General features: G+C 64.4%; 28 protein-coding genes. 13 read left to right on the top strand and 15 right to left on the bottom strand.

Annotated elements, in window-relative coordinates; genetic code table 11:
* Nucleotides 1-72: 72 nt before the first annotated feature.
* The 12 genes from BG023_RS09090 to BG023_RS09035 all read right to left on the bottom strand — a co-directional run bounded on the left by BG023_RS09090 (nt 73) and on the right by BG023_RS09035 (nt 10,211).
* Nucleotides 73-384: a chorismate mutase gene (locus tag BG023_RS09090; protein WP_069310156.1), complete on the bottom strand. Its 312-nt coding sequence runs from the start codon at nt 382-384 to the stop codon at nt 73-75.
* Between the two features lie 41 nt (nt 385-425).
* Entirely contained in the window at nt 426-2,444 is a 2,019-nt protein-coding gene (locus tag BG023_RS09085) for an alpha/beta hydrolase family protein (RefSeq protein WP_069310155.1), read from the bottom strand.
* A gap of 49 nt (nt 2,445-2,493) precedes the next feature.
* Nucleotides 2,494-3,630: a tRNA guanosine(34) transglycosylase Tgt gene (gene tgt, locus BG023_RS09080; protein WP_069310154.1), complete on the bottom strand. Its 1,137-nt coding sequence runs from the start codon at nt 3,628-3,630 to the stop codon at nt 2,494-2,496.
* A gap of 110 nt (nt 3,631-3,740) precedes the next feature.
* The gene (locus BG023_RS09075; RefSeq protein WP_083234635.1) at nt 3,741-4,268 is read right to left on the bottom strand and encodes an outer membrane beta-barrel protein; all 528 of its coding nucleotides are present in this window, start codon (nt 4,266-4,268) and stop codon (nt 3,741-3,743) included.
* Between the two features lie 162 nt (nt 4,269-4,430).
* The gene (locus BG023_RS09070) at nt 4,431-5,198 is read right to left on the bottom strand and encodes an ABC transporter permease (protein ID WP_069310152.1); all 768 of its coding nucleotides are present in this window, start codon (nt 5,196-5,198) and stop codon (nt 4,431-4,433) included.
* A complete protein-coding gene (locus BG023_RS09065; RefSeq protein WP_069310151.1) occupies nt 5,198-6,139 on the bottom strand; it encodes an ABC transporter ATP-binding protein in 942 nt (313 codons plus the stop codon). Before BG023_RS09065 ends, BG023_RS09070 begins: the two co-directional genes overlap by 1 nt.
* Before the next feature lie 9 nt (nt 6,140-6,148).
* Nucleotides 6,149-7,186 carry a tRNA preQ1(34) S-adenosylmethionine ribosyltransferase-isomerase QueA gene (gene queA / locus BG023_RS09060; RefSeq protein WP_069310150.1) on the bottom strand — a complete coding sequence of 346 codons (1,038 nt, stop codon included), beginning with the start codon at nt 7,184-7,186 and terminating at the stop codon, nt 6,149-6,151.
* 42 nt (nt 7,187-7,228) lie between these two features.
* Nucleotides 7,229-7,960, bottom strand: coding sequence for a peptidylprolyl isomerase (locus BG023_RS09055; RefSeq protein WP_069310149.1), 732 nt, complete (start codon nt 7,958-7,960; stop codon nt 7,229-7,231).
* An 86-nt stretch (nt 7,961-8,046) separates the two neighbouring features.
* The gene (coaD, locus tag BG023_RS09050) at nt 8,047-8,559 is read right to left on the bottom strand and encodes a pantetheine-phosphate adenylyltransferase (RefSeq protein WP_069310148.1); all 513 of its coding nucleotides are present in this window, start codon (nt 8,557-8,559) and stop codon (nt 8,047-8,049) included.
* Nucleotides 8,556-8,906, bottom strand: coding sequence for a hypothetical protein (locus BG023_RS09045; protein WP_150122841.1), 351 nt, complete (start codon nt 8,904-8,906; stop codon nt 8,556-8,558). The genes coaD and BG023_RS09045 overlap by 4 nt, the downstream gene beginning before the upstream one ends.
* Nucleotides 8,907-9,025: 119 nt before the next feature.
* The gene (locus tag BG023_RS09040) at nt 9,026-9,937 is read right to left on the bottom strand and encodes a polyprenyl synthetase family protein (RefSeq protein ID WP_069311240.1); all 912 of its coding nucleotides are present in this window, start codon (nt 9,935-9,937) and stop codon (nt 9,026-9,028) included.
* 4 nt (nt 9,938-9,941) lie between these two features.
* Complete coding sequence (locus BG023_RS09035; RefSeq protein WP_069311241.1) at nt 9,942-10,211, bottom strand: exodeoxyribonuclease VII small subunit; 270 nt, start codon at nt 10,209-10,211, stop codon at nt 9,942-9,944.
* Nucleotides 10,212-10,296: 85 nt separating this feature from the next.
* On the opposite strand from BG023_RS09035, the gene BG023_RS09030 reads away from it, so the two are divergent.
* Genes BG023_RS09030 through BG023_RS09015 form a run of 4 tightly spaced genes read left to right on the top strand, consistent with a single transcriptional unit; the run spans nt 10,297 to nt 14,077 of the window.
* On the top strand, nt 10,297-10,704 hold the full coding sequence (locus BG023_RS09030) for a DUF2177 family protein (RefSeq protein WP_069310146.1): 408 nt from the start codon (nt 10,297-10,299) through the stop codon (nt 10,702-10,704).
* A gap of 18 nt (nt 10,705-10,722) precedes the next feature.
* Nucleotides 10,723-11,397, top strand: a complete 675-nt coding sequence (locus BG023_RS09025) for a hypothetical protein (RefSeq protein ID WP_069310145.1) — start codon at nt 10,723-10,725, stop codon at nt 11,395-11,397.
* 29 nt (nt 11,398-11,426) lie between these two features.
* Entirely contained in the window at nt 11,427-13,667 is a 2,241-nt protein-coding gene (gene purL, locus BG023_RS09020) for a phosphoribosylformylglycinamidine synthase subunit PurL (protein ID WP_069310144.1), read from the top strand.
* Between the two features lie 2 nt (nt 13,668-13,669).
* Nucleotides 13,670-14,077 (top strand): DUF3052 family protein, encoded by a 408-nt coding sequence (locus tag BG023_RS09015; RefSeq protein ID WP_069310143.1) that lies wholly within the window; start codon nt 13,670-13,672, stop codon nt 14,075-14,077.
* Between the two features lie 3 nt (nt 14,078-14,080).
* Here BG023_RS09015 and BG023_RS09010 read toward each other — a convergent pair whose 3' ends face one another.
* The 3 genes from BG023_RS09010 to serB form a co-directional block, all read right to left on the bottom strand.
* Complete coding sequence (locus BG023_RS09010) at nt 14,081-14,884, bottom strand: Coq4 family protein (RefSeq protein WP_069310142.1); 804 nt, start codon at nt 14,882-14,884, stop codon at nt 14,081-14,083.
* A 13-nt stretch (nt 14,885-14,897) separates the two neighbouring features.
* On the bottom strand, nt 14,898-15,737 hold the full coding sequence (locus tag BG023_RS09005; protein ID WP_083234634.1) for a Coq4 family protein: 840 nt from the start codon (nt 15,735-15,737) through the stop codon (nt 14,898-14,900).
* A gap of 117 nt (nt 15,738-15,854) precedes the next feature.
* Nucleotides 15,855-16,736, bottom strand: a complete 882-nt coding sequence (gene serB, locus BG023_RS09000; protein ID WP_069310140.1) for a phosphoserine phosphatase SerB — start codon at nt 16,734-16,736, stop codon at nt 15,855-15,857.
* Here serB and miaA point away from each other — a divergent pair.
* The 9 genes from miaA to BG023_RS08955 all read left to right on the top strand — a co-directional run bounded on the left by miaA (nt 16,729) and on the right by BG023_RS08955 (nt 26,445).
* Nucleotides 16,729-17,685 carry a tRNA (adenosine(37)-N6)-dimethylallyltransferase MiaA gene (gene miaA / locus BG023_RS08995; protein WP_069310139.1) on the top strand — a complete coding sequence of 319 codons (957 nt, stop codon included), beginning with the start codon at nt 16,729-16,731 and terminating at the stop codon, nt 17,683-17,685. The two genes, serB and miaA, sit on opposite strands and share 8 nt — an antisense overlap.
* A gap of 130 nt (nt 17,686-17,815) precedes the next feature.
* Nucleotides 17,816-19,630: a biosynthetic-type acetolactate synthase large subunit gene (gene ilvB / locus BG023_RS08990; protein ID WP_233992971.1), complete on the top strand. Its 1,815-nt coding sequence runs from the start codon at nt 17,816-17,818 to the stop codon at nt 19,628-19,630.
* Nucleotides 19,631-19,646: 16 nt separating this feature from the next.
* On the top strand, nt 19,647-20,162 hold the full coding sequence (gene ilvN / locus BG023_RS08985; RefSeq protein ID WP_069310138.1) for an acetolactate synthase small subunit: 516 nt from the start codon (nt 19,647-19,649) through the stop codon (nt 20,160-20,162).
* A 38-nt stretch (nt 20,163-20,200) separates the two neighbouring features.
* On the top strand, nt 20,201-21,220 hold the full coding sequence (ilvC, locus tag BG023_RS08980; RefSeq protein WP_069310137.1) for a ketol-acid reductoisomerase: 1,020 nt from the start codon (nt 20,201-20,203) through the stop codon (nt 21,218-21,220).
* Between the two features lie 71 nt (nt 21,221-21,291).
* The gene (locus tag BG023_RS08975) at nt 21,292-21,942 is read left to right on the top strand and encodes a YceI family protein (RefSeq protein WP_069310136.1); all 651 of its coding nucleotides are present in this window, start codon (nt 21,292-21,294) and stop codon (nt 21,940-21,942) included.
* A 46-nt stretch (nt 21,943-21,988) separates the two neighbouring features.
* Nucleotides 21,989-23,137 (top strand): alpha-hydroxy acid oxidase, encoded by a 1,149-nt coding sequence (locus BG023_RS08970; RefSeq protein WP_069310135.1) that lies wholly within the window; start codon nt 21,989-21,991, stop codon nt 23,135-23,137.
* 102 nt (nt 23,138-23,239) lie between these two features.
* Nucleotides 23,240-23,698, top strand: a complete 459-nt coding sequence (locus tag BG023_RS08965; protein ID WP_069310134.1) for a hypothetical protein — start codon at nt 23,240-23,242, stop codon at nt 23,696-23,698.
* 198 nt (nt 23,699-23,896) lie between these two features.
* Nucleotides 23,897-25,576: a 2-isopropylmalate synthase gene (gene leuA / locus BG023_RS08960; RefSeq protein WP_069310133.1), complete on the top strand. Its 1,680-nt coding sequence runs from the start codon at nt 23,897-23,899 to the stop codon at nt 25,574-25,576.
* Between the two features lie 86 nt (nt 25,577-25,662).
* On the top strand, nt 25,663-26,445 hold the full coding sequence (locus tag BG023_RS08955) for a DUF2189 domain-containing protein (protein ID WP_069310132.1): 783 nt from the start codon (nt 25,663-25,665) through the stop codon (nt 26,443-26,445).
* The last annotated feature ends 31 nt before the right edge of the window (nt 26,446-26,476 follow it).

The raw sequence follows: 26,476 nt of genomic DNA, 5'->3' as shown, positions 1-26,476 counted from the left end.
AGTTTCAGCGATCCGATACAAAAAGGGCGGCCTTTCGGGGCCGCCCTTTTTCGTTGGTGCTGCCTGAAGCGATCAGACGCGGATCCGGTCCCACTCGGTAAATTCGAAGGCGATCGAGCCTTCGACGAGCCGTTCCCAGATATCCGCCACCACGTCAGCGGGGATGCCATGCGCTTCGGCTTCGGCCACCGCGGCGGCGATGACGCTGGCCTTGCGCGCCTCGTCCCGCACCGCATCGCGGCTGTCCTTGATGCGGGCGGCAGCGCGCATATAGCCGAACCGCTTCGCCAGCAGCGCCACGAGGTCACGATCGAGAGCATCAACCCCGGCGCGCACCTCGATCATGGTGGTGCAGTCTGCGGGATTCAGAGGATTGTCATTCATGCCAGCGCCCTAGGCGTTCGAGGCGTGACTTGTCGAGTGCCTCAGTTACGCCCGAGCGACTGATCGAGAAACCGGCCGATATCCGTCAGCATATCGACCCGTACCTTGCTGTCGCCCAGATCGTGCTGGAGATCGGGATATTCGCGGTAGAGCACCTGCTTGCCCGCCCCTCTCAACGCGCTCTCCATGCCGCGCGAATGGCGCACTTCGACATTGATATCGAGCGTGCCGTGGAACAGCACGACGGGCGCTGCGAACTTGTCCGCATGGCGGCGCGGGCTGCCGGCTTCGACGTGCGGGCCTTGACCGATATACTCCCGCACGACCCGCGCGTTCGTGTAATCGCGCGCATCCTCGACGATGTAGCCCAGATCGGTCACCGGCGCGATGGCGACAACCGCCTTGTAGAGCGCGGGATCGAGCACCTGCGATTGCAGCGCGGCATAGCCCCCATAAGACCACCCTGCGATGGCGAGTTGATCGGGCTTGGCAATGCCCTGGCTCACCAGCCAGCGCCCGGCATCATTGACATCGCCAATCGCCACATCCCACGCCTTGAACCCGTTGCGGCCATACCAGGCCTCGCCATAGCCGGATGAGCCGCGGTAATTGGGCTGGAGCACGGCAAACCCCCGCGCCGTGAGGAACTGCACCAGCCAGTCAAAACCCCATTCGTCGCGCGCGGCCGGGCCGCCGTGCGGCAGCACCACCGCAGGCAGGCCCTTGCCCTCGGAGCCGGGCGGCAGGGTCAGATAGCCCGGGATCATCGTGCCATCGCGCGCGGGAAAGCTCACCGGGCTCATCTTGCCCATCGGGCGGTCCGCCAGCGGCGCACGCACTGGCATCAGCGGTTCGAGCTGGCGGTTGGTCTTGTTGAACAGATAGGTCATGCCCGGCTGGGTATCGCTCGATGCGATCATCAGCAGGCGGCTCTCGTCGCCGCTTGCTCCGACGATGTTGATGAGCGGTTGATCGGGCAGCGCCTTGGCCAGTGCTTTGGCGAGCTTGGACAGATCGGCGTCGAAATAGGCGATCTCGCGCTTTTCGGTGGCATAGCTTGCGCCCACGACGCGGCGCTTGCGCCCGATCCGGATCAGCGCATCCACATCGACATCGCCGCGCGCCATCAAGATCTTTCCGGTGCCGCTGCCATCGAGCGCGAATTCGGCAATCGCGTCATAGCCGCTTTGCGTGATGAAGCCGTAAGCCACGTTGCGGCTGCTATCGACGGCGACGGGCGAGAAGCCCGGCACAGCGGCGCCGTCGATTGTCAGGTTTTCGAACTTGAGCCAGTCGTTGCTGCCGGGAGCGCGGTAGAAATAGGCATAATTGCCGGTGAGACGGTTGTTGCCATCGCGCAGCGCCCGAACCTTGACGCGGACCCATCCGCTTTCATCCGCGACATAGTGGACAGCCAACTCATCGGCACCTTCGCGGCTCTGTCGCTTGGCGGTGGTCACATCGACCAGATCGACGCCAAACCCGCTCTTGTCGCTGTAGAGCCGGGTCGCGGGGTTGGATTCGGGCACATATTGCCGGGTCATCAGGATCTGACCCTGCGCCCCGCCAGCATCGAGGGCGATCACGTCCCCGCCGAACTGGAGCGCCTGCACCGCGTTGGCGGACTGGCGTGTGCTCAACTCCCTGACATTGCTGCCGTCATCATTGACCGCGAGCAGACGATCGAACGGCAGCAGGACGCCGGTAGACCCTCGCGCCATGCCTGAAACCTGACACACGAGCCGACTGTCGGTCGCCCATTCGCACCAGTCGAGATCAACTTCCTTCTCGCGATTGGCGATAATCATGCGGGGCGAAGCATCGCCTTCAAGATCGATGATGTTCACGACCTCGATGTGATCGGGTCCGGCCGAAATATAGGCCAGCTTGCTCCCCGAAGGCGAAAGACTGATGTCGAGCACGGATGCACGCACACCGAACACGCGGGCGGTGGTTGCCAGGTCTTCCTTGGCAGGCGCGTCTTGCGCTGAAAGGGGCGCCGTGACGGCGATTGCGAGGATCGTGCCGGCAAAGCACCGGCCCAAATTGTGAATTCGCATGATCCCCCCGCCACTTAACCCGGGCAGGATATCCGATCACAGGGTTCGATCAATCCCCCTTGCGAAGGTAATCGCGCCGGAAGTCGCTGGCAAAGCTGGCGAATGCGCCTGCCGCAATGGCATCACGCATCCCCTGCATCAGCGCCTGATAGAAGCTGAGGTTGTGCTCGGTCACCAGCATGGCGCCCAGCATCTCGCCCGATTTCACGAGGTGGTGGATATAGGCGCGGCTGTAGGTGGTACAGACCGGGCAGGTGCAGCGATCATCGAGCGGCCCGGTATCCTCGGCAAAGCGCGCGTTGCGCAGGTTGAGCGGGCCGTTCCAGGTGAACGCCTGCCCGTTGCGGCCCGAGCGGGTCGGCAGCACGCAGTCGAACATGTCGATCCCGCGTTCGACCGCACCGACAAGGTCGTCAGGCTTGCCCACGCCCATCAGGTAGCGCGGCCGGTCAGCGGGGAGCATATCGGGCGCGTAATCGAGGACGCCGAACATCGCCTCCTGCCCCTCGCCCACCGCGAGCCCGCCGACGGCATAGCCATCGAAGCCCACATCGGTGAGCATGTCGGCACTGATCCGGCGCAGGTCTTCGTGGAGCGCGCCCTGCTGGATGCCGAACAGCGCGGCGCGCGCGGCATGTTCCTCGCCAGCGTTGAACCCCTCCCGGCTGCGCTTGGCCCAGCGCATCGAGAGTTCCATCGAAGCGGCGATCTCGTCGCGCGGGCGGTCGGCTCGCGGGCATTCGTCGAAGGCCATGACGATGTCCGAACCGAGCAGCCGCTGGATTTCCATGCTGCGTTCGGGGGTGAGCATGTGCTTGCTGCCATCGAGATGGCTGCGGAATTCGACACCCTGTTCGGTGAGCTTCCTGAGCTCGGAAAGGCTCATCACCTGATAGCCGCCGGAGTCGGTGAGGATCGGGCGCGGCCAGTTCATGAACTTGTGCAAGCCTCCAAGGCGCGCGACCCGCTCGGCGCCGGGGCGCAGCATCAGGTGGTAGGTGTTGCCGAGGATGATGTCGGCCCCCGTCTGGCGCACCGCCTCGGGCTTCATCGCCTTGACGGTGGCGGCCGTGCCAACCGGCATGAAGGCGGGGGTGCGGATATCGCCGCGCTGCATCCGGATCGTGCCGGTGCGCGCCTTGCCGCTGGTCGCGTGCAGTTCGAAGGAGAAGCGGGGAGCCGTCATTGCGGGGCCGCCCCTAGCGACCTCGCAGCCCGCTGTCACGCACATGCAAAAGGGGCAGGGAAACGTGCCTCGTATTCCCTGCCCCTCGAAGGTGAATCTGACGGTGTGACTTAGAAGGCGTAGAGCACGCCCACGGTCGCACGGGTCGAATCGAACGCGATGGTGTCGATCCCGGCGCGCAGCTTGATCGGGCCGTCGCCCACGCCGAATTCGACACCGGCGCCGACGAGGTAGTCGCCGTCGGTGTCATCGAGGCCGACAACTGCCGGGGTCACGAAGTTGCCGAGGTCGAAATCGACTTCCTGGAAGCCGCCACGGACGAACAGCTTGGCGCTATCACCAACGCGCACACCGGCGCGGGCGGCGATGCCGTATTCGCTGTCGATCGCGCCGTCGCCAATGTTGTAGTTGCCTTCAGCACCCACGAAGAAGGTGTCGCCAACCGGCACGTCAACGCCGGCAACAATGCCGTAGATGCCGCCATCGTCGTTCGGCAGGCCGATGCCGAGGTCATGGATACCAGCGGTGGCACCGACATAGGTTTCGACTTCGGGGGTGTCGTTCGACTGGGCCTGAGCGGCAGCCGGGAGAGCCATGGCGCCGAGAGCTGCGAGCGAGGTGAATGCGATTTTACGCATGATTCTTGTCCTTGTGTTGTTCCTGCCGCAGGGGGTGCGGCTGGTGTCAAACACCTAGGAATCCTCACATTTCCGCGCAATGAACGAACGGACAAGTTGCCGTTCATGTCCGTTCATCGGTGCATTCTGTCCGACGAACGCCGCTCGCAGACCGCTGCAGGATTACTCGCGCAGCCGCCATCCAGTGCGGAAAATGACTGCAATCACCGCCACGCACAGCGCCAGAAAACCGAGTGTCAAACCGAGCGAGAGCGCAATCGGCACATCGGAAATCCCGTAGAAACTGTAACGCAGCCCGCTCACCAGAAAGGCGATTGGATTGGCGAGCGCAATCGCGTCCCAAGGGGCCGGAAGGTCGCGGATCGAATAGAAAGTGCCGCCCAGAAAGGTCAGCGGGGTCAGGATCAGCATCGGGATAATGCCGAGCTTCTCGAAGCTGTCGGCCCAGATGCCGAGGATGAAACCGAACAGCGCGAAGCTCGCCGACACCAGCATGATGTAGACGGCCGCAAACAGCGGATAGCGGATCTCGTAATCGACAAAGAAGGTCGCGGTCACGAGGATGATCGCGGCAAGGATCAGTCCCTTCGTCGCCGCAGCGCCGACAAAGCCGACCAGTGTCTCGGCCACCCCAACCGGTGCGGAGAGCAGCTCGTAGATCGTGCCGGTGAAGCGCGGCATATAGATGCCGAAGCTCGCATTGCTGGTGGTCTCGCCCAGCAGGGTGAGCATCAGCAGGCCGGGGATGATGAAGGCGCCGTAAGGCACGCCCGCCACCGGCTCCATCCGCGCCCCGATCACCGATCCGAACACCACGAAATAGAGCGAGGTGGTCAGCACCGGCGAGAGGATCGACTGAAATGCGGTGCGGAAGGCGCGAGCCATTTCGCGGCGATAGATGGCGTAGGCGCTGCGCAGGTTGAAATGCATCACGCGGCCTCCTTCTCGCCAAGCAGGCCGACGAAGATATCCTCGAGCGAACTGTCGTGAATGTCGAGGCTGGTATAGCCGATCCCCGCGCGGGTCAGCGCCTGGGTGAGCTGCGCGACCTCGGCAGCGCCCCCGCCCTCGCCCGTCCCGCCGCGATAGACGAGCCGGGTGCCGCCCTCGGTCAGCTCGACCGGGAAGGCGGCGATTTCTGGCGGCAACGCTTCTTGCGGCGCGGCCAGCGCGATGACCGCTTCGGTGGTGCCGAGCCGCTCCATCATGGCGTACTTGTCATCGACCATCAGGATGCGCCCGCCCTGGATAATGCCGACGCGGTCGGCCATTTCCTCGGCTTCCTGGATGTAGTGGGTGGTGAGGATGATCGTCACCCCGCGCTCCTTAAGCGCTGCGATCTGCTCCCACATGCCCTTGCGCAGTTCCACGTCGACACCGGCGGTGGGCTCGTCGAGGAACAGCAGTTCCGGTTCATGCGCCAGCGCCTTGGCGATCAGCACGCGGCGTTTCATCCCGCCCGATAGCGCGCGGATCTGGGAATCGCGCTTGTCCCACAGCGACAAGCTCTTGAGGATTTCCTCGATCCGCGCCGGATTGTGCGGCTTGCCAAACAGGCCTTGCGAATAGGCCACAGCGCGCTGCACTGTCTCGAACATGTCGGTCGCCAGCTCCTGCGGCACGAGGCCGATCCGCGCGCGGGCAGAGCGCCAGTCGCGCGACAGATCGTGCCCGAAGGCAGTGATCGTGCCGCCGGTGGGCCGCACCAGCCCGCACACCGCGCCGATCAGCGTCGTCTTGCCCGCCCCGTTCGGCCCGAGCAGCGCGAAAATCTCCCCCTTGCGGATATCGAGATCGACCGAATCGAGCGCGCGGGTGCCGCCCTTGTAGGTCTTTGTGAGGCCGCGGATCGACAGGATGGGTTCGCTCATTGCTACCGATTACGGGAGCAGCAGCGAGGAGTCACCATAGGAATAGAAGCGGTATTCGTTGGCGATAGCATGCTGGTAGGCCGCCATCATCCGGTCGCGCCCCATCAGCGCGCTGACCAGCATCATCAGCGTCGATTTGGGCAGGTGGAAGTTGGTCATCAGCCCGTCGACCGCCTTGAGCTTGTATCCCGGCGTGATGAAGATCGCAGTGTCCCCGGCGAAAGGCTGGATGACGCCGTTTTCGTCCACCGCGCTTTCGAGCAGGCGCAGGACTGTGGTGCCGACCGCGATGATCCGACCGCCAGCAGCGCGTGCGGCGTTCAGGCGGTCGGCGGTTTCCTGCGAGATGCGGCCGAACTCGGCGTGCATCTGGTGGTCGTCGGTATCCTCGGCCTTTACCGGCAGGAACGTCCCCGCGCCGACATGCAGGGTCAGCATCGCCCGTCCGATCCCCGCAGCATCGATCGCATCGACAAGGCGCTGGGTAAAGTGCAGCGAGGCGGTGGGCGCGGCCACCGCGCCTTCCTCGCGCGCGAACATCGTCTGGTAGTCTTCCAGATCCTGCGCATCGACCCCGCGCCGCGAAGCGATGTAGGGCGGCAGCGGCATGGTGCCCGCGCGGTCGAGCAGCACTTCAACCGGCTCCTCGCCTTCGAAGAACAGTGTGAGCGAGCCGTCGGCATGGCGTTCCTCGGCGATCGCAGTAACGCCGCCGCCGAACACCAGCTGGTCGCCGATCTTCACGCGCTTGGCGTTCTTGAGGAAGGCCTGCCAGCGCCGCAGATCAATCCGCTTGTGCAACGTCGCGCCGATCTTCGCCTCGCCATCGGCACGGCGGCCTTCAAGCTGGGCGGGGATCACGCGGGTATCGTTGAACACCAGCACATCGCCGGGACCCAGCAGACGCGGCAGATCGCGCACGCCCGCATCCTCGAACGGCGCATCACCGCCGCGCACCACCAGCATCCGCGCCGCATCGCGTGGGCGCACCGGGCGCAGGGCAATGCGCTCGGGCGGCAAATCGAAATCGAACAGGTCTACTTTCATGGCCGCGCCGCCTAGCGGCAAGGCGGGCCTTGCGAAAGCCCCTTAGGGGATCGGCGCGCTCAACATATCGACCGAAATCGGCTCGTCCTGCGCGGGAGCGGGCGGCGGCGGCACCGGCTTGTTGTCGCTCGCGATAGAGGCCTGGACGATATAGGTCGGGTTCGCGGGCGGTTCGCCGCGGTTGATCGCATCGACCGCTTCCATGTTCTCGATCACGCGGCCGAAGTTGGTGTACTTCTTGTCGAGGCTGAAGCGCGGGTAGAACACCAGGAAGAACTGGCTGTTGGCGCTGTCCTCTTCCGAAGCGCGCGCCATCGAAAGGGTGCCGCGCACGTGGGGCATCGGGTTGAATTCGGCCTTGAGATCGGGAAGCTCGCTGCCGCCCTGTCCGGTGCCGGTCGGATCGCCGCCCTGCGCCATGAAACCTTCGATCACGCGGTGGAAGACCACGCCATCATAGAACCCCCGGCGGGTCAGTTCCTTGATCCGTTCGACATGGGCAGGCGCCCAGTCAGGCATCAACCGCACCTTGATCCGCTGCCCGTTCGACAGATCGAGCACCCAGATGTTCTCCGGATCGGCGTTCACGTCGTAATTGATCGAGGCGTAGACGCGCGGACCGGCCGGTGCCGCCTCATCGTCATCCGCTTTCTTGGCGTTTTCCCCGAAGGCGACCGGCGGAGTATCGTCCTTCTGCTTCTGGGCAAAGGCGGGCGAGGCTGCGCCGAACAGCAGGAACGCACCGAAGGCAGACGTAAGCGTGGCTTTGATCATGGTTTCATCCGTGTGAGACGCGCCGTTTAGCCACGCCGGCCTGACACTTCAATGAATGAAGCTGCGGCTTGTGGACAGCAGCAGGTCTAATAGTCGCCCTTGGTGCCGGTTTCGCGCACCCGCGCGATCACTTCTTCGCACACCGGCGGGCTGACGAACTTGGCGATATCGCCGCCATAGACCGCGATTTCCTTGACCAGCTTGGAAGCGATCGGCTGGAGCGAGACATCGGCCATCAGGAACACGGTCTCGATATTGTGATCGAGCTGCTGGTTCATGCCAGCCATCTGATATTCGTACTCGAAGTCCGCAACCGCGCGCAGACCGCGGATGATCACGCTCGCGCCCTGCTTCTGAGCGAACTTCACCAGCAGCGCGTTGAAGCCCACCACCTCGACATTGGTGAGACCCAGGTTCGCCACCTCGCGCTCGACCATGCGGAAGCGCTCTTCGGTAGTGAACATCGGGTTCTTGGACGGGTTGGTGGTCACCCCGATGATCAGGTGGTCGACCAGCTTGGACCCGCGCCGGATGATGTCGGCGTGACCGAGAGTGATCGGATCGAAGGTTCCCGGGTAAATCCCGACGCGGCGGCTCATGGTTTTATCCTCTCCCAAACGATGCCCGATTTGTCATCGCCCTGCCCTGTCCATTCGGGGCCGATAGTGAAATCGAGCGCCTCGCGAAAGCCATTTTCGCCGAACGGGGCGAAGGCCATGAACGGGTCGCCGTCAAAGCCGCGTTTGCGGGCCGCGGCGCGCAGGGCCATGTGGCACTCGGCATCGGCCCACAATGCCGTGATGATGCGGAGCTTGGCATCGGGGGCATCCTTGGCGATGGTTGCGGCCAGCACCTCCGCGTCGTCGCAGGCATCAGTGCCAAAGGTCGTGGAAAGACAGGCAAGTGCGCCGGAAACGCCCGTCGCACAGGTTTCCGCCGCGATCATGGCAAGGTCTTCAGCCGAACCCTTGGCGACCGGCTGGCTGCGCGAAGTCTGGTCCGGGGCGCAAGCCGAAGCGAACATCAACAGTGCTGGGACCGCATACAGACCGGCCCTGCCCGGTGTCACCGATCGCGCTCGACGATGTAGCGGGCGAGCGCGCGCAGGATGTCAGCTTCCGCGCCGTAGGAGGCGAGCCGCAGCACCGCCTGATCGACCAGCGCGCGCGCCTGTTCGCGGGCCTTGTCGACCCCCATCAGGGTGACGAAGGTCTGCTTGCCCTGTTCGTCGTCCTTGCGCAGCGCCTTTCCGGCCTTCTCGACATCACCTTCGACATCGAGCAGATCGTCGGCGATCTGGAACGCAAGGCCGATATCACGGGCATAGGCTCTGAGGTGCGCGCGGCCCTGCGGTGCGACCTTGCCGAGGATCGCGCCCATTTCGACAGCCGCCGCCAGCAGTGCACCGGTCTTGAGCTGTTGCAACCGGGTGATGGCGGGAAGATCGTAGGTCACGCCCTCTTCATCGGCGACCATGTCCATCATCTGGCCGCCCGCCATCCCGCTCATGCCGCTCGCCTGACCGAGGGTCAGGATCAGCTCGCTGCGGGTAAAGGGATCTTCGCTGGTGGCATCATCGGCGAGGATTTCGAAAGCGAGCGCGTGGAGCGCATCGCCCGCGAGCACGGCGGTTGCCTCGTCATAGACCTTGTGCAGCGTCGGCTTGCCGTGGCGCAGGTCGTCATTGTCCATGCACGGCAAATCATCGTGGACCAGCGAATAGACGTGGATCGCCTCGATCGCCGCTCCTGCCCGCAGCGCCGCATCGCGCGACACGCCGAACAGGCTCGCGGTGCTGCACACCAGCAAGGGGCGCACCCGCTTGCCGCCGCCGATCGCGGCATAGCGCATCGCCTCGACCAGGCGGGCGCTGGTATCGTCAGGCACCGGCAGCAGCGCGTCAAACAGCGAATCGATGTCGGCCTGAACCTGCTTGATCGCGTCGCCGAGCAGCGTGCTTCCGCTTTCCACCAGCATCATCTCAGCCTTCCGTGTCGAACGGGCGGGTGCCGCTTACGCGGCCATCCGCGCCGGTGACGATGGATTCGATCCGCGCCTGCGCCGCATCGAGCCGCTGCTGGCACGCCGCACGCAGCGCCTCGCCGCGTTCGTAAAGGCTGATCGACTGATCCAGCGGCACATCGCCGCGTTCAAGCTGCTGCACGATCGCCTCGAGCGCGGCGAGCGCCTCCTCGAAGCTCATCTGCGCGATATCCTGCCCTGCGGCAGCCGGTGCTGTGCCCTCGTCCATGTCGCGGAGCATTGACGGGGCGCGCGGGCGCGGTCAAGGCTGGCGGTAACGCGCAGATGCGCCAAACACAGGAATTGCACGGCTTATGTTGAAGTGGATCATCGCCTACGGAGCCGCAGCCGTGGCGTTCGGCGCAATGGATGCGGTGTGGCTGCGCTGGGCATCAGGCAACCTCTACAAGCCGGTGATCGGCGAGCTGATGGCCAAGAACTTCAATGTCGGTGCGGCGGCCGCCTTCTACCTGATCTACATTGCCGGGATGACGTGGTTTGCGATCAAGCCGGGGATCGACAGCGGCACGGTGCAGGCCGCGATGCTCAATGGCATCCTGCTTGGCGGTCTGTGCTATGCCACCTTCGATCTCACCAGCCAGGCGGTGTTCAAGGTCTGGGCGACCCATGTCAGCGTGCTAGACATCTTGTGGGGCGCCTTTGCCACCGGCGCGGCGAGCGCAATCGCGGCGTGGGTTGTGCTGCGGTTCGCTCCGGCCTGATCCGGCCGGGACCGCACAATGTTCATCGGCCACTTCGCCCCCGCCTTTGTCGCGGCCGCAGTCAGCCCGCGCAGCCCGCGGCTGGGCACGCTGTTCGTCGCCGCGCAACTGGTCGACTGGGGGTTCTTCACCCTCGCGATGTTCGGAGCCGAACGGATGCGGATTGCGCCGGGCGCGAGCGTGATGGTGCCATTCGATCTCTACCATATGCCCTACACGCACAGCCTGATCGGTGCCGGGATCTGGGCGCTCGCCTTCTTCGCCATCGTCGCGATCCTTCAGCGCAACCTGTTCGCGGGGGTTATGGCGGGCCTCGTCGTGCTGTCGCACTGGGCGCTCGACTGGCTGGTGCACGTGCCCGATCTGACGATTGACGGACAACCGCCAAAACTCGGGCTCGGCCTGTGGAATTACCCGTGGATCGCGGTGCCGCTGGAACTCGGACTGACGATCGCGGCCTTCGCCTTCTACCTGCGCCGCACGCGCGGCCCCGTGGGCCCGCCGATGGTGCTGCTGGCGGTGATGCTGCTGTTCCAGGCGATCAACTGGCTCGCCCCGGTGCCTGCGTCCGCAGGGCCGCTGCTCTACCTTCAGGCGCTGATTGCCTTTGCGCTGATGACCGCTTTGGCCGTCTGGGTCGGGGAGAATCGCTGGTTCCAGAAACGCGGCGGCTTGGCCTTGTCGGTCGAGTGATCTAGGGGGCCTCCGCAAGGAGTCCCCGCATGACCACGATCACCCCTGAAATCGTCGAACAGCACGGCCTTTCGCCCGAGGAATACGAGCGCGTGCTCCATGCGCTGGGCCGCGAGCCAAACCTTGTGGAACTCGGCATCTTCTCGGTGATGTGGTCGGAGCATTGCAGCTACAAATCCTCGCGCCTGCACCTGAAGAAGCTGCCGACCGAAGCGCCGTGGGTGATCTGCGGCCCGGGCGAGAACGCGGGCGTGATCGATATCGGCGATGGTCAGGCGGCGATCTTCAAGATGGAGAGCCACAACCACCCCTCCTACATCGAGCCCTATCAGGGCGCGGCCACGGGGGTCGGCGGGATACTGCGCGACGTCTTCACCATGGGCGCGCGGCCGATGGCCAATGCCAACGCGTTGCGCTTTGGTCGGCCCGATCACCCCAAGATGAAGCATCTGGTGCAGGGCGTGGTCGCCGGCATTGGCGGCTACGGCAATTGCGTCGGCGTGCCGACGGTCGCGGGCGAGACCAACTTCCATCCCGCCTATGACGGTAACATCCTCGTCAACGCGATGACCGTGGGCGTCGCCGATCAGGACAAGATTTTCTATTCGGCGGCGACCGGGATCGGGAACCCCATCGTCTATGTCGGCAGCAAGACGGGCCGCGACGGGATCCACGGCGCAACCATGGCGAGCGCGGACTTCGGCGAGGATGCCGAGGCCAAGCGCCCCACTGTGCAGGTCGGCGATCCCTTCACCGAGAAGCTGCTGATCGAAGCCTGCCTCGAACTGATGGCAACCGATGCGATTGTCGCGATCCAGGACATGGGCGCGGCCGGCCTGACCTCATCCTCGGTCGAGATGGCCTCGAAGGGCGGCGCGGGCATCCGGCTCGACATGAACAAGGTGCCCTGCCGCGAAACCGGCATGACGCCTTACGAAATGATGCTCTCGGAAAGCCAGGAGCGGATGCTCATGGTGCTCAAGCCCGGCAAGGAAGCCATGGCCGAGGCGATCTTCAGGAAGTGGGGGCTCGATTTCGCGGTGATCGGCGAAGTCACCGATACCGGCCACATGGTGCTCGAATTCAACGGCGAGGTGGTCTGTGACATTCCGCTCGCCCCGCTGGCCGACGAAGCGCCGCTGTATGACCGCCCCTACCTCTCGAAGGAAGAATACAAGGGCTGGGCAGGCGTGAAGCCGCTGGCCGAACTTCCCGCGACCGATGATGTGGCGGCCGATCTGCTGACGATGATGGGCTCGCCCGAATTCGCCTCGCGCCGCTGGATTGCCGAACAATACGATTCGCAGGTCGGCGCCGATACGCTCCAGACCGGCGGCGATGCCGGCGTGGTTCGCGTCCACGGCACCGGCAAGGCGCTCGCCATCACCACCGATTGCACCCCGCGCTATGTGTTTGCCGACCCCTACGAAGGCGGCAAGCAGGCCATCGCCGAAGCCTATCGCAACCTGTGCGCTGTCGGCGCGCGGCCGCTGGCGGTGACCAACTGCCTCAACTTCGCCAACCCGCAGCGTCCCGAGATCATGGCGCAGATCGTCCATGCGCTCGAAGGCATGGGCGATGCCTGTCGCACGCTCGATTTCCCGATCGTGAGCGGCAACGTCAGCCTCTATAATGAATCGAAGGCGACCGGCGGCGGTTCGGCCATCCTGCCCACCCCCGCGATCGGCGGCGTCGGCATCATCAACGATCTGTCGAAGATGATGACGATGCACTTCAAACAGGCGGGCGATGCGATCTACCTCGTCGGGCCGGAGCACTGGGCCAAGCCCGATCCGACCCGTTCGCACCTCGGCCAGTCGCTGTGGCTCAAGATCATCAAGGGCCGCGAGGAAGGCCGCACCCCGCCGACCGATCTGGTGGTCGAGCGGACCGCGGGCGAAATCATCCACGAACTGATCGCCGACGGGCTCGTCAACGCCGTGCACGATCTGAGCGACGGCGGCCTTGCCGTTGCGCTTGCCGAAATGGCGCTAGCGGGCGGCATCGGGGCCGAGGCCGACCTTGCCGGCAACCCCGATTACACCCCCGCCCAGTGGTGGTTCGGCGAAGACCAGAGCCGCTATCTCGTCACCGTGCCCGATGTCGCCGCGCTCAACGCAGCGCTGGCCAAGGGCACCCGCGATGCCGAAACCGCGCAGATCGGGTTCCAGCGCATCGGCACCGTAGGCGGAGACTCTGTGCTGGGTGTGCCGCTCGCAGAACTGCGCGCGGCCAACCAGCGCTTCTTCACGGAGTGGATGGAGGGCTGAGCATGGCCTCGGGCTATTCCGGCACGCCGCTCGCCAAGAAGCTGTCCTTGCGCGACGGGATGCGGGTATGGTTCGATGCCATGCCTGAGCATGTGATCGACGAGATCGACGAATATGCGCTTGAGCTGTTCTTCGTTGCCGATCCGGCGCAGGGGATCGATGCTGCACATATCTTCGTGACCGATCGGGCAACGCTCGAAGAGCGCCTCGCTTCGCTACGTCACCAGATCGCGCCCGATGGCCAGATCTGGGTGAGCTGGCCGAAAAAGGCCGCCAAGGTGCCGACCGACATTACCGAGGACACGATCCGCGAAATCTGCCTGCCGCTCGGGCTGGTCGACACCAAGGTGTGCGCCATCGACGAGACCTGGTCGGGTCTCAAGCTGGTGATCCGCAAGGAATTGCGCTGAGGCTCAGGCGGCCTGGGGTTGCGGGGTGCTGCTCCCCAGGGTCAGGTCTTCGCTGAGGATGCCCTCACCCGCGAGGATCGCGAGGCACTGGCGATAGACTTCCGGCTTGCCGATGTTCAGCCGAGCACGCGCCTCGGTGATATCCTCGCGCATCAGCGCGGCGATATCCTGATGCGCAATCTTGGCGGCGGCGCGGCCGAGCCGGCGGCCTTCCTTGATCGCGGCGAAAAGCGGCGCCTTGGTGCCGCTGACCTTCCTGATCTGCCGCGCACCCGCATAGGCGATGAACAGGATGCCGCCATTGTGGTTCTGCTCGTAGGAAAAGCCGAGCAGGCTCGCCTCGCCCAGTGCGTCGCGGCCATAGCCGGTCAGCACGTGGAACAGATCATGCGTGTCGCGCAGGCGATCGAAATACCACTGGGTCTGGTCCTTGGGCAGGCTTTCAGGCGGCGCCCACTTGTGGCTTTCCGCAACCAGGCCCGCCGCCGAAAGGCCTTCGCGCTTCATGAAGGCGATGTAATGGGCGGCAACGCTGTTCGGCCCGCAATCGGCCCAGCGCGCGTGATCATCGAGCATCGCGGGAATGTCCACGCCCTCGCGCATGAACCGCTGGCCTTCGTCCGAGCGGATGAAGGCATGGGCCTGGGCATGACTGCGCCGGCCCTTGGTCGCCTCGATAATGTGGAACACCTGCTCGGTGTCTTCTTTGTCCTCGACCAGCTTGCCGAAGTGGTGCAGCACCTTGAGCGGACGGAAGCCCGACATCTTGCGGTCGGGCGCAACCAACGGAAGATCGGTGACGGCCATCGGGCTTGCTCCTTTACGCGGCGAGCAGTTCGGGCTCGGCCGGTTGGCTGGCGAGCAGATCATAGGGATTGATGCCCTCGGCCTGCCAGATGCGGTGGCATTCGCGGTAGGCCTTGGGCTCGGGAATACGCAGCGCGGCGCGGACATCATCGAGCGGGCGCTCGAGCAGCTGGCGGATCGGCTGCGCCATCAGTTGCGGCGCGCCCTTGCCGGTGCGATGCGCCTCGCGCACGGCGCCGAACACCGGAGCCTCGCTACCCCTGACCATCTTCTTGATGTTCGCCGCCCCGGCATAGCCGATCAGCAGGTGGCCCTGACTGGGTGACTGGCCGTGCGTGAACAGCAGGACGCACTGCTCGCCCAGCGCGTCGCGGCCATAGCCGGTGAGCACATGGAACAGATCATGCGTGTCGCGCGAGCGGTTGATGAACCACTCGACCAGATCGGGATATTTCGGCCGGCCCACCCGGTCGAATTCGGCAACCAGCCCGGCGGCCGAGAGGCCTTCGGCTTCCATGAAGTCGCAATAGGCATGCGCAAGGCTGCCCTTGGGGGTGCGGCGCAAGGCGGCGTGGTCATCGAGGATTTCGGGGAGCGACGGCTCGCTCTGGCGCAGGTACTCGCCGCGCTCGGAGAGCGCCAGTTCGCGCACCCGCTCCATGAAGTTTGCCGAAGGCAGCGATTCGAAGATCTTGAAGACCAGCGCGGTGTCTTCCTTGTCCTTCATCAGCTTCTGGAAATTGTGCACGGCACGCAGCGGGCGATAGCGCGCTGCCGGACGATCGGGGTGCAGCAGCACGGTGCCATCATTGGCATGCATCTCGGTATAGGCGTCACGGGCTGAACGGGTCATGCAATAAAGTCCTTCAAGATGGGCGATCTCTAACCCCGCTTGCTTACATGAGTGTTAATAGCCGATTCGGTACGCCAATCAAAACCCTTTTTGCGACAATCTGTGGCAAGGCTGCGATCAAACCTCGCGCCATTCCTCGCGCGGAATGCCGAGCAAGGTCAGAACCCCCGTCAGATCGCCCTGATCGATCCGCCCATTAGCTGCTGCCCGCGCCTTGGGCTTGGCGCGATAGGCAAAGCCATAGGTCGCCGCTTCGATCATCGGAATGTCGTTCGCCCCGTCGCCGGTGGCGAGGCTGTGCGCCCCCTCGCCCAGCTTGGCTTCCTCCTCGCGCAGCACCGCAGCCTTGACCGCGCTATCGGTGATCGGGCCGATCAGGCCGCCGGTTAGCTTGCCGCCTTCCACCGCGAGCCGGTTGCCGACCACGCGGTGAAAGCCCAGTCCTTCGGCGACAGGATCGGCGAAGTGGTGGAACCCGCCAGTGACCAGCACAGTGCGCGTGCCGAGCGCGGCGAGCGTCGCCACCAGCGTTGCTGCACCCGGCGTCGGGGCAATGCGTTCGGCGAGACAATCGGCGATTGCGCTTTCATCGAGCCCCGCCAGCAACCCTACCCGTTCGCGCAGCGCCGCCTCGAAATCCAGCTCACCCTGCATCGCGCGTTCGGTGATGTCGGCAATCTGCGCCTTCAATCCGGCGTAATCGGCCAGCTCGTCGATGCATTCCTGCCCGATCATGGTCGAATCCATGTCCGAAACGAACAGCCCCGGCACCGCAATCGGCCCGCGCGCAACCAGCATATCGGCATCGGGGAAATGGCTATCGAGCGCGCGCGCGAAGGCCGCAATGTCATCCCCTTCGGCCTCGAACTGCTGGAAACCCGCGAAGGACCGCAGGTTCAAATCACGCAAGGCGGCGCCCATCGACGCGATGTCGTGAGCAACTGCATCACAGGCATTATGCGCCGCGTCGGGGTCTGCTATCAGCCGCGCAATGAGCATTCAGTCGTCTCCATCAGTTCCGGTCGCGCTCATCGCAGGGCCGACCGCCAGCGGCAAGAGCGCGGTTGCGCTTCGCCTCGCCCAGCGCCTCGCCCAAGATGGGCGTCGCGGCGTGATCATCAATGCCGATAGCGCGCAGGTCTATGCCGATCTGAACATTTTGTCGGCCCGCCCCTCAGCCGAAGAGATGGGCGATATCGAACACCGCCTGTTCGGCGCGTGGGACGGGGCCGAGGCCTGTTCGGCCGCCAGTTGGGCCGCCCACGCGAAAGACGAGATCGCGGCCTGCCACGCCGATGGCGCGGTGCCGATCCTCGTCGGCGGCACGGGGCTTTATCTCAAGGTCCTGCTCGAAGGCATCGCGCCGATCCCGCCGATCGATCCCGATGTGCGCGCGATGGTGCGCGCGCTGCCCGACGATGGCGCATACAAGCTGCTCAAGGTCGAAGATCCGCTCCGCGCCGCCGAACTCGATCCGGGGGACCGCCAGCGGATTGCCCGCGCGCTGGAAGTGAAACGATCGACCGGCGTGACGCTGGCCGACTGGCAGCTCGCCAAGGCGGGCGGGATCGGTGACGAGATCGACCTTCATCCGCTGATCCTCAATCCCGACCGCGCATGGCTCTATGCCCGCTGCGATGCACGGTTCGAGGCGATGCTCGCCGCCGGTGCCATCGCCGAGGTCGCCGAATTGCTGGCGCGGGAACTTGACCCCGACCTGCCGGTGATGCGCGCGATCGGGGTGCCGGAAATAGCCACCTTCCTGCGCGGCGAAACGACCCGCGAGGCGATGATCGCCGCGGGCCAGCAGGCGACCCGTAACTATGCCAAGCGCCAGTTCACCTGGTTCCGGCGCCAGCCACCCGAGGAGTGGCCGCGCGTTGCCGTCCGAAGCGAGTCTGAAAATGTCGATATTGATGCTTGTTTTGCATCTTTATTACGCAATTAGGGCTTGACCTATCAGATTATAACCTCTAGCGGCCCTGTCACGCGGTCCGATGCACTTAACCCTGCATCGGGCCGGTTTTATTGTTATCGTCCCGCCGCCCGCGCACGGGCCACGCCAAGACGCGAGAAGAATGGAGTTTCCTGTGCCCGGCAAGCCGAGCCCTGACCGAAGCGCAACCGCATCGGACCAAGCCCCCGCCCGCAGCGGTGCGGCGATCCTCGTGGACTGCCTGATCGAGCAGGGCGTCGAGTTCGTGTTCGGCTATCCCGGCGGCGCAGTGCTGCCGATCTATGACGAACTGTTCGGCGATGAACGCATCCGCCACATTCTCGTCCGTCACGAAGCGGGCGCGGCCCACGCTGCCGAAGGCTACGCCCGCGCCACCGGCAAGCCGGGCGTTGTGCTCGTCACCTCCGGCCCCGGCGCGACCAATGCCATTACCGGCATTGCCGATGCCTGGATGGATTCGATCCCGCTGGTGGTCATCACCGGTCAGGTGCCCACCGCCCTGATCGGCACCGACGCGTTCCAGGAAGCCGACACCATCGGCATTACGCGGCACTGCACCAAGCACAATTACCTCGTGAAGGATCCGGCCGATCTTGCCGCGACCATTCGCGAAGCCTTCCGCATTGCCACCACCGGCCGGCCCGGCCCGGTCGTGATCGACATTCCCAAGAACGTGCAGATCGCCGTTCCGTCCGAGCGTCGCACCCTGGTTCGCGCCGGATCGCATCGCTACGCGCCGCAGATGGTCGCTCCGGCCGAGCAGATCATCGAAGCGGTCGAAATGATCGCCAAGGCCGAACGCCCGATCTTCTACACCGGCGGCGGGGTGATCAATTCCGGCCCCGAGGCAAGCCGCCTGCTGCGCCAGTTCCAGGATATCACCGGCGCGCCGGTCACCTCGACCCTGATGGGCCTCGGCGCATTCCCCTCGACGCACCCCGATTGGCTCGGGATGCTGGGGATGCACGGCACTTACGAAGCCAACATGGCGATGAACCAGGCCGACGTGATGGTCTGCATCGGCGCACGTTTCGATGACCGGGTGACCGGAAGGCTCGACGCCTTTTCGCCGAATTCGAAGAAGATCCACATCGATATCGATCGCTCCTCGATCAACAAGACCGTGCCCGTCGATCTCGGCATCGTCGGCGATTGCGGGACGGTGCTATCGCAGATGATCGAGGCATGGGGTTCGCGGCAGGCGCGTATCCTTGGCGAATGGAAGGCGCGGATCGCCGGATGGCGTGCGCGCGAATGCCTCGCCTATCCCGAACGCTCGGCCAAGAACCCGAACATGATCATGCCGCAGAAGGCGGTCGAGCGGCTTTATGCCCTCACCCACAAGCGTAGCCCCATCATCACCACCGAAGTCGGCCAGCACCAGATGTGGGCGGCGCAGTATTTCGGGTTTCAGGAACCGAACAAGTGGCTCACCTCGGGCGGGCTCGGCACGATGGGCTATGGCCTTCCGGCGGCCATCGGCGCGCAGCTTGGCCATCCTGATGCGCTGGTGATCGATATCGCGGGCGAAGCCTCGATCCAGATGAACATCCAGGAACTCGGCACCGCGAGCCAGTATCGCCTGCCGGTCAAGGTGTTCATCCTCAACAACGAATATATGGGCATGGTCCGCCAGTGGCAGGAACTTACCTACGAGAGCCGCTATTCGAACTCCTATTCGGACAGTCTGCCCGATTTCGTGAAGCTCGCCGAGGCCTATGGCTGGAAGGGTATCCGCATCCACGAGGAAAAGGATCTCGACGACGGGATCATGCGGATGCTTGATCATCCGGGCCCGGTGATCGTCGATTGCCTCGTCGCACAGGATGCCAACTGCCTCCCGATGATCCCGAGCGGTGCCGCGCACACCGACATGCTGCTTTATGGCGACGTGGTCGACGGCACGATGGACGATGAAGCCAAGGCGCTGGTCTAGGACAAACACAATGCCAATGAAGATCGCCGAAGCCGCATCCGAGCGCCACGTGCTCGCCGTCACCGTCGACAACGAGCCAGGGATCCTCGCCAAGATCACTGGCCTGTTCACCGCGCGCGGTTACAACATCGACAGCCTGACCGTGGCCGACATTACCGAAGACCACGCGGTCAGCCGCATTACTATCGTCACCAAGGGGCCGCCCTCGGTGATCGACCAGATCGAGGCGCAGCTCGAGCGTCTGGTGCCGGTGCACAAGGTCACCGATCTCACCACCGCCGGCCCGCATGTCGAGCGCGAGCTGGCGCTGATCAAGGTTACAGGCACGGGCGAGAAGCGGGTCGAGGCGCTGCGCCTCGCCGATATCTTCCGCGCGCGACCCGTGGATACCACCACCGAAAGCTTCATCTTCGAGATCACCGGCCCGCCCGACAAGGTCGACAGCTTCATCGCGCTGATGCGCGAGCTGGGGCTGGTCGAAGTCGGCCGCACCGGGATTGTCGGCATGATGCGCGGGGCGCATGGCGCCTAACCAAATTGAACGAATACAATCCATAAGAGAGAACACCGATGAAAGTTTATTACGACGCTGACGCCGATCTGAACCTGATCAAGCCGAAGAAGATCGCCATTGTCGGCTATGGCTCGCAGGGCCACGCCCATGCCCAGAACCTGCGCGATTCCGGCGTGGCCGAAGTCGCCATCGCCCTTCGCGAAGGCTCGGCCACAGCGAAGAAAGCCGAAGCCGCCGGGTTCAAGGTGCTCTCCAACACGGCGGCGGCGCAGTGGGCCGACGTCATCATGATCCTCGCGCCAGACGAGCATCAGGCCGCGATCTGGGAGAATGATCTCAAGGGCCACATGAAGCCGGGCGCCGCGCTCGCCTTCGCGCACGGGCTCAACATCCACTTCGGCCTGATCGAAGCGCCATCGGATATCGACGTCATCATGATCGCCCCCAAGGGCCCGGGCCACACCGTCCGCTCCGAATATGTGAAGGGCGGCGGCGTGCCGTGCCTGATCGCGATCCATCAGGATGCGACCGGCGCGGCGCATGATGTCGCGCTCGCCTACGCCTCTGCCGTTGGCGGCGGGCGTTCGGGGATCATCGAGACCAACTTCCGCGAGGAATGCGAGACCGATCTGTTCGGCGAGCAGGCGGTGCTTTGCGGCGGGATCACCCACCTCATCCAGGCCGGGTTCGAAACGCTGGTCGAGGCCGGCTACGCGCCCGAAATGGCCTATTTCGAATGCCTCCACGAAACCAAGCTGATCGTCGACCTGCTCTATGAAGGCGGCATCGCCAACATGCGCTATTCGATCTCCAATACCGCGGAATATGGCGACATCACCACCGGTCCGCGGATCATCACCGCCGAGACCAAGGCCGAAATGAAGCGCGTGCTGGCCGACATCCAGTCGGGCCGCTTCGTGAAGAACTTCGTGCTCGATAACCGCGCCGGTCAGCCCGAACTGAAGGCCGCCCGCAAGCAGGCTGCGGCGCACCCGATCGAACAGACCGGCGAAAAGCTGCGCGCTATGATGCCGTGGATTGCCGCAAACAAGCTGGTCGACAAGGCCAAGAACTGATCCGGTCATCACCGGAACCATTGCCCTTCATCGGGGATTGAACGCCTGAACCCACAGGAGATCAATTCCCGATGAAGCGCCTTGCTCTTGCTGCCGCTGCCGCTCTCATGACCGGCACTATCGCCCTTGCCCCGACACTTGAAGCGCAAGGCGCACCGCAAGCGCCCGGCGCGCAAGACCCCGCACGCGTTGCCGCCGGAACCTATACGCTCGATCCGCTGCACACGCTGGTCGACTGGCAGGTGAGCCACTTTGGCTTCAACGATTACATTGGCCTGTTCGGCAACATCTCGGGCACGATGACGCTCGACCCGGCCAACATTAATGCCAGCAAGTTCGATATCGCGATCCCCATCGCCGATGTGACCGTCGCCAGTACCGCGCTCAAGAGCCACCTGCTGCGCCCCGGCAAGGATGGCGGTGCGCCCGATTTCTTCGGTGCAGAACCCGGCATGACGACCTTCACCTCCACCAGCGTGACCCGCACCGGGCAAACCACCGCCAATGTCTCGGGCATGCTCACCATCAACGGCAAGTCCGCACCGGTAACCCTCGCCGCCGAGTTCGTTGGCGCTGGCACCAACCCCTACAACAAGAAGGCGACTGTCGGTTTCCACGCCCGTGCCGTGATCGACCGCACCCAGTGGGGGATCAATTACGGCGTGCCGTTTGTCGGCAAGGACGTCACGCTGACGATCAGCGCCGCTTTCGAAAAGCAGTAATCCCCCTCTCGACACTCTTCCGGCAATCGGGCAGGCCAGTACAGTGATGCGCCTGTCCGATTGCCACAACATCGATGATTTCCGCGCGCTGGCGAAGGCGCGTCTGCCCTTTCCCGTGTTCGATTATATCGACGGGGCGGCTGATGATGAGCTGACCAAGGCCCGCAACACCGCCGCCTATGCTGCGGTTGACCTCGTGCCGGATGTACTCGCCGGGGTCGAGACGATCGACACCTCCTGCACCATCCTCGGGCGCCAGTCGGCGCTGCCGCTGATGCTTTCTCCCACCGCCGTCCAGCGCGCCTTTCACTGGCAGGGCGAGACCGCCGTGGCGAAGGCAGCGGAGAAGTTCGGGCTGTGGTTCGGCATATCGAGCCTCGCGACCCGCAGCATCGAGGAGATCGCAGCGCTCACCACCGGCCCCAAGCTGTTCCAGCTCTATGTCCACAAGGACAAGGGGCTGAACGCGAGCATGATCGAGCGCTGTCAGGCAGCGAAGTTCGATGCGCTCGCGCTGACAGTCGACACCATCGTTTCGGGCAAGCGCGAGCGCTGCCTGCGATCGGGTTTCACCACCCCGCCGCGCTTCACCCCGGCGAGCCTCTGGAGCTACGCCACGCGACCGCGCTGGACACTCGATTACGTGCTGCGCGAGAAGTTCCGCCTGCCCAACCTCGATACCCATGTCAGCGAAGGCACCGGCAAGGCGGTGAGCATCGCCGAATATTTCAACACCATGCTCGACACCGCGATGGACTGGGACACCGCCGCGCGCATCCGGCAGGATTGGGGCGGCAAATTCGTCTTGAAGGGCGTGATGAGCGCGGGCGACGCGCGGCGGGCGGTGGAGATCGGCGCCGATGCGATCATGATCTCCAACCACGGCGGGCGGCAACTGGATGGCAGCCGCGCGCCTTTCGACCAGCTGCCCGAGATTGTCGATGCGGTCGGCGGGCAGATCGAGATCATCTGCGATGGCGGTGTGCGGCGCGGCACCCATGTGCTGAAGGCGCTGTGTAGCGGGGCGACGGCAGCGTCGGGCGGACGGCTCTACCTCTACGCGCTGGCAGCCGCCGGTCAGGACGGGGTCGAGCGCGCGCTGGGCATCCTCAAGGACGAGATCGAGCGGGGCATGCGGTTGATGGGCGTGACGCGGATTGACCAGCTGACGCCTGACCGTTTGCGCCGTCGTTGACCGCCCTCAAGCAGCAAAGCGTTAGGTCAAACGGGGATGTCATAATAGGGTAACGCAAGGCGCGCTTGAGACGCTGCATCACCGGTTCCGGAACAATGCCCCATGACTAGCCTGCTTCGCACCATCACCGTTCTGCCAATCGCAACGGCCCTGCTCGCGCTTACCGCTTGCGGCAGCGAGACCAAAGCGCCCGACAATGATGCCGACAGCTTTGCCGAGCGGATCGGTGCCGACAAGACGGCACCAACGCCGAACCCTGCGGCCACCGCAACGCCGCAAATTGCCGAGCCGCTGCCCGGCGCTGCGCCCGGCCCCTTTGCCCGCGGCACCCTCACCGATCCCGCCGCCAGCACTTGCGGCGCACCGCTGATGGGACCGTTTATCGGCAAGCTCGCCGATCAACCCACCCGCGCTGAAATCGCCAAGGTGCTCGGCCGCACCGACAATCTCCGCTTCGTCGCCTATGGCAGTACGGGCAACGTGAACCCCGATCCCACCAATCCGCGCCTTTCGCTGATGCTCGATGCCCAGAACATCATCCGCGACGCGCGTTGCGGATAGAAGCGCGGGCAATCCCCGCTTGCACCGCCGAGGATAATCGGCAAAGACTGCGGCCCATGACGCAGAACGGACTCCTGCTGCTTCGACTTATGCGCCCTTGGGCGTAGGCTGCCGCGCGCACGAGACAGCGCGGCACCGCTCCCAAGGGATACCCGCCGCAGCCTTTGTTCAAGTTTCTAGCGCGAAAAGCCTCACTCCATGCCCATGCTCAAGGATCCTTCCGTCAAGTACCGCCCGTTCGGCCAGATCAACCTGCCCGACCGGCAATGGCCCAGCCGTCTGATCGAAAAGGCCCCGCGCTGGCTTTCGACTGACCTGCGCGACGGCAACCAGTCGATCATCGATCCGATGGACGCGGTGAAGAAGCGCCGCTTCTTTGATCTGCTGGTCGAAATCGGCCTCAAGGAAATCGAGATCGGCTTTCCCAGCGCGGGCGCTACCGAGTTCGATTTCATCTCCGGCCTCGTCCACTCGGGCGCGATCCCCGAAGATGTGACCGTGCAGGTGCTCACGCAAAGCCGCGAGGACCTGATCCGAACCAGCTTTGCGAGCCTCGAAGGCGCGCACCGCGCCATCGTCCACCTCTACAACGCGGTCAGCCCCGCTTGGCGCGACATCGTGTTCCGGATGAGCAAGGACGAGGTCAAGGCCATCGCTGTCGCGGGGGCCAAGGTGATGCGTGATGAAGCCGCGCGCTATCCGGGCACCGACTGGCATTTCCAGTACAGCCCCGAAACCTTCTCGACCGCCGAGCTGGACTTCAGCATCGAGGTCTGCGCGGCGGTGATGGAGGTGCTTGCCCCCACCCCCGATCATCCGATCATCCTCAACCTGCCCGCGACGGTCGAGGCGGCCACGCCCAATATCTACGCCGACCAGATCGAATATTTCGGCCGCCACCTGCCCAATCGCGAAAGCGCGATCCTGTCTCTGCACACGCATAATGACCGTGGCACGGGCGTTGCGGCGGCGGAGCTCGGGCTCATGGCTGGCGCAGACCGGGTTGAAGGCTGCCTGTTCGGCAATGGCGAGCGCACCGGCAATTGCTGCCTCGTGACCATGGCGCTCAACCTCTACACGCAAGGGGTCGATCCGGAGCTCGATTTCTCCGATATCGACCGGGTGATCGAGACCGTGACCTATTGCAACGATCTGCCCGTCCACCAGCGCCACCCCTATGGCGGCGAGTTGGTCTACACCGCCTTTTCGGGTAGCCATCAAGACGCGATCAAGAAGGGCTTCGAAGCCCGCGAAACGCAGAATGACGAGCAGTGGCGCGTTCCCTATCTGCCGATCGATCCGGCCGATCTGGGCCGCGATTACGAAGCGGTGATCCGCGTCAATTCGCAGTCCGGCAAGGGCGGCTTTGCCTGGGTGCTGGAAAAGGACCAGGGCCTCAAGCTGCCCAAGAAGATGCAGGCCGATTTCTCCAGGCACGTCCAGCGCATGGCGGACGAGCTTGGGCGCGAACTCAACGCCGCCGACATCTGGGATGCCTTCCGCAAGGCCTACCACGTCAAGACCCATCCCAAGCACTTCCAGCTGGTGCGCTACGAGGAAAGCCGCGCGTCCGATGGCACGCGCATCTTCGCCGGCACCATCGCAGTGGACGGGGTTGAACAGAGCGTCTCGGGGCGCGGCAACGGCCTTATCTCGAGCGTGATGGGCACCCTGCGCGAAGCCTTCGGGGTCGAGCTCGAGGTGGTCGATTACACCGAACACGCGCTCGGCGCAGGCACCGATGCGCGTGCGGCGGCCTATCTCGAATGCCGCTCGCCCGATGGCGCGACAGTCTGGGGCTGCGGAATCGACGAAGACATCGCCACCGCCTCCGTGCGCGCGGTGCTGTCTGCAGCCAATGTCGCCGTAGCCCGGTAAGCAACAGGGCCCCACGCCACTTGCTTGCATGAAGCCCGAGATGCGCGCAATCTGCCCACCGTTGCGACGAGGGAGGATGCGCGCGCATGAACGTGCTCGACCAAGGTGGCGCTGCTCCGCCGCTGGCTGCACAGCAGGTATCGGCTGAGTTGAATTTCGGCGATCTTCGCGGCGCGCTTGCGGCGGGTTGGCGCGACTTTCTTGCCCTCCCGCAGTTCGGAATGTTTTTCGGCGGCGTTTACGTGGTGGCGGGCCTGCTGGTCGGCTGGGCCGCGATTACCGGCGGCGAGCCCACATGGCTGATCCCTACCATGGCCGGTTTCCCGCTCGTGGCGCCCTTCGTTGCAGTCGGACTCTACGAAGCAAGCCGGCGGCACGAGGCAGGCGAAGCCGTATCATGGCGCGCAGTCCTCGGGGCGCTCAAAGGGCATGGGGACGACCAGATCCTGTCGATGGGGGTGATCGTGTTTGTCGCCTTCTCGTTCTGGATGATTGTCGCCCACGCGATCTTCGCGATCTTCATGGCCGAAAGCGGAATGGGTGGGGAATCGCTGGCCGCGCTCCTTTCGCCCACCGGACTGATTATGCTGGCAGTCGGCAGCGCATTCGGAGCCGTAATGGCCTTTGCCTTCTATGCCATGACGGTGATCAGCCTACCCCTGCTGGTTGAACGCAAGGTCGATTTCCTCACCGCGATCATCACCAGCATCAAGGTGGTGCGGCGCAATCCGGTGGTAATGATCGGTTGGGCGGCGATTATTGCGGTGCTGCTGTTTGCAGCGATGCTGCCGGGGTTTCTCGGCCTGTTTGTCGCCCTGCCCGTGCTCGGCCATGCGACCTGGCACCTCTATCGCCGGGCCGTAGGCTGACGCTTTTGCGCTTGGCGGCCCGCCGCTGGCC

It is taken from the genome of Porphyrobacter sp. LM 6 (genome assembly GCF_001720465.1).
GTDB lineage: Bacteria > Pseudomonadota > Alphaproteobacteria > Sphingomonadales > Sphingomonadaceae > Erythrobacter.
The sequence above is the reverse complement of the archived record's forward strand: the minus strand, read 5'-3'. Positions and strand labels throughout refer to the sequence as shown.